General features: G+C 67.6%; 3 protein-coding genes and 2 pseudogenes. 4 read left to right on the top strand and 1 reads right to left on the bottom strand.

The window, feature by feature from the left end:
* Positions 1–601 precede the first annotated feature (601 nt).
* Positions 602–805, top strand: coding sequence for a DNA methyltransferase (locus BVI061214_RS14145; protein WP_428843220.1), 204 nt, complete (start codon positions 602–604; stop codon positions 803–805).
* A 340-nt stretch (positions 806–1,145) separates the two neighbouring features.
* Here BVI061214_RS14145 and BVI061214_RS00865 read toward each other — a convergent pair.
* Positions 1,146–1,406, bottom strand: a pseudogene (locus tag BVI061214_RS00865) (DUF4388 domain-containing protein); the annotation flags it as partial.
* Between the two features lie 147 nt (positions 1,407–1,553).
* On the opposite strand from BVI061214_RS00865, the gene BVI061214_RS12785 reads away from it, so the two are divergent.
* The 3 genes and pseudogenes from BVI061214_RS12785 to BVI061214_RS12310 form a co-directional block, all read left to right on the top strand.
* Entirely contained in the window at positions 1,554–1,865 is a 312-nt protein-coding gene (locus tag BVI061214_RS12785) for a hypothetical protein (RefSeq protein ID WP_156303189.1), read from the top strand.
* A 5-nt stretch (positions 1,866–1,870) separates the two neighbouring features.
* Positions 1,871–2,140, top strand: coding sequence for a hypothetical protein (locus BVI061214_RS00855; RefSeq protein WP_053766923.1), 270 nt, complete (start codon positions 1,871–1,873; stop codon positions 2,138–2,140).
* A 160-nt stretch (positions 2,141–2,300) separates the two neighbouring features.
* Positions 2,301–2,844 (top strand): annotated as a pseudogene (locus tag BVI061214_RS12310) (transposase); the annotation flags it as partial.
* Between the last annotated feature and the right edge of the window lie 157 nt (positions 2,845–3,001).

Genomic DNA, 3,001 nt, shown 5'->3' with positions numbered 1-3,001 from the left:
GGCCGACATGCCCTCGGCATCGGCCGCCGGGGGAAGGCAAGGGGGTGGGCGACGGGATACAAAAGCCGAACCCGGAGCCAAGGTGAACCTGGCCCCTTTCGGCCATAGGGGGCTGGGGCGAAAGGGCCTCCTCGGGCTTTTCAACGCCGATGGTTTTCCAGGTAACGACCCGGGGTGGCCAGGTTGGACGCTACGTTCGCGAAAGGTATCTTTCGCGAAACTGGGGTTGCGGCTGCCGGCGGAGAGGGTGTCCGGGAGGCCTCCTCCCCCTAGAGGCTAAGCCTCTTTGGGGTCCCAGCCCCAAATGGACCAGCGGGGGCAGGGGCAGGACCCGCGTTCGGAGCCGGGCCTCGCTTGGGATGGCTGGGGCGGAGCTATGAGGGAGCACACGAAGGGATAACTTTGGGCAAAAGGCACAGGAGCAAGAGGGGAGTCCTCGGCGCCCCCCCAGGACGTAGGGCGTGGAAGGCTTTCTCGAGGGGAGGGAGTCGTAGACCGCTTCCCCCTAACTGCCCGGCCCATTCTGGCCGAGGCGGGGAGGTAGAGGGGAGGCTTTCCTCGGCGCTCTTTCGGCCCGTCCCAGAGTCGAGGGGCCGTCATCTTGCCCCCTGGCAACGCCAGGGCAGAAAGCGCAGGGGCAAGACGAGGGCCCTTCAGGCGGAGCCCCGGTCCGGGACGGGATGGGGCCGGGAGCCGACCGGGGGATCTCGTGCTGGACTCTTTTGCCGGGTCGGGGACCACTTTGATGGCAGCGTGTCGTTGGTGGGTCGGGCCATCGGAGTGGACCGGTCATTGGAAGCGCTGAGGGCCTTCTAGCCGAAGGCGGAGAAGGGGCCTCGCCTCCTATTTCCAGGTCCTCAGGGCATCGTTTGGGTGAAGGGGTGGTTTTCTCGTTGGGGCGGTTTTCTTGCCTCGCCTTCAAGGCTGAAAGGACAAGCGCAGGGACAAGATGAGACGTGGGAAGCTTCCTAGGAGTGGGGATTCCCCCGACCCCTGAAGGGGAGGCTCTCCCCTTGGGGAGGAGGGGAGGGACCTGCTCCCGAGGAGGGTAGGGGCGGGGGTTCCGGTGGGGACGGTCTTCTTACCCCGGTTTTGGGGGCGAAAAGGCGAGCGCAGGGACAAGATTTCCCCGGGGGCCTAGCCCTCTCCCAGGCGAGGTCCCAGAGGAGCCACCCCTGCCCCGGGGGTGAGAGTTCCCCCGAGGCCAGGGCCTGGACGGGGTAGCGGCGCACGGGCCCCTCGGGTACCCCGCCGGCGATCACCTCCCCCGGGTTGCGGGCGCCGTCCAGGAGGCCCTGGAGCCCGCCGAACGCCTCCGGGGTCTTCCCGTGGCGGACCCTCAGGGCGTACCGGGCGTGGCGGCGCAGGGGGTGGAGGTCCCCTTCCCTCAGGCCCATGTAAGCCCGCAGGAGGCTGCCCCGGCCGAGCTCCTGACCCTGGCCATCCTTCTCCCCCCGCCCCTTGGAACATAGCCTTCGGCTGACCTATCGGGTCCCCCAAAAGGCGCCGGAGCCCAAAACGGGAGGGCGGTGGGGACCGGGCGGAAAGGCCTGTTGGGGAGGGTCAGGACGGCCATCGGGAAGACGGCGGTGGCCGTGCAGGGCCGGGAGCGGGGCGAGGCGGGCCCTGGCGGTTCGTCTGGGGTTAGGGGCCCCAGAGAGGCGGCCATCGCCCGGGGGATTCTGGCCGGGGAGGTGGCGGGCAGGAACGCCGAGGAGCGGGAGGCCAAGGCTAGGGCCCTCTACCCCACGCTCTTCCAGGCCCTCCTGGAGGCCGAGGAGGCGCTTACCCGGGCCAAGTTCCGCCTGGAGGTGGCCAAGGCCCGAGCCCAGGAGGTGGAGGTCCTGGCGGGCCTGGTAAGATGAAGGGGATGACCCTCACCCTACCCCCTCAGGTGGAGGAGGCCGCCAGGCGGGTCCAAGCCCTCCTGGAGGAGGCCAAGGCCCGGGGGCTCATCCTGGAGTACCGCCTGGACCGCTTCAGCGGGGAGCCCTTCCCCGGGGTGGGAGGCCTGGCCTTCTACCGCAAGGGCGCGCCTGAGGAGGCCGTAGACGCTCTGGAAGAGGCCTTCCTGGATATCGAGGACGCCCTGGACGTGGGCGTGGCGGTGATCCTTGTTCCCCGAGAGCGAGAAGCGTAGGGCCCGAGCGGGGGCAGACCTGGCCCTGGCCTTCTTTCTGGTTGACCGGGACCCCCTTTGGGCGGTGGTGGCCCTCTTCTACGGGGTGCACCACCTCCTCATCGCCCTGAGCCTGGAGCGCCTGGGCGAGGCTAAGGTTCCCCGGGACTACGAGGAAGCGGACGGGCTCTTCAAGCGGGCCGGCCTGCCGAGGTCCCTGAGAAAGGCCTACAAGCGGCTCCTTCGCCTCTCCTGGCAAGCCCGGTACGAACCCCTCTCCCGAGAAGAGGGGCGGGGGCTTTGGGGGGAGGCCCTGGCGGTCCATTTGGGGTAGGGGCCCCAAAGCGGCCTACGAGACTTTGAGGGAGGCCTGGGGTTCGCGGTACCCGGGGGTGGTGGTCCTGTGGGCTGGGGACTCGGGGGCCTTTTTGCGCTTCTATGGCTACCCCAAGGTGCTTTGGCCGTACTTGCGGAGCACCAACCTGATGGAGAGGTTCATTCGGGAGATTCGGCGGGGGACGAAGGTGCGCGACCACAAGTTTCCCAGCGAGGAGGCGGTTTACAAGCTCCTTTACCTGGAGTCGGAGAGGCAAGAAGGGAGGTGGGCGGAGAGGCTGCTTCGCGAAGCGAACATCTTACGGCTCAAAGGGTTCTCGGAGGCGAGGGAGGCGTTGGAGAAGATGCTTCAGGAGCGGTATGCCCCCCGTACACAAACGCTTACACATACCAGGACTTTACCCACATCTCCGTTTCGTGGTAAATCTCCCCTTGCGGGCGCAGCCCGTATCTGGTACCGGGGGTGATCCATGGACATGCTCAAGGTGGCCGAGGCCAGGCTCCAGGAGTTCACGGGCCGTTTTGCGAGCGTTTTCCCCCGATAAG

The sequence above is a fragment of the Thermus aquaticus genome (genome assembly GCF_001280255.1).
Taxonomy (GTDB): domain Bacteria; phylum Deinococcota; class Deinococci; order Deinococcales; family Thermaceae; genus Thermus; species Thermus aquaticus.
This window is presented reverse-complemented; position numbering and strand designations above follow the sequence as displayed.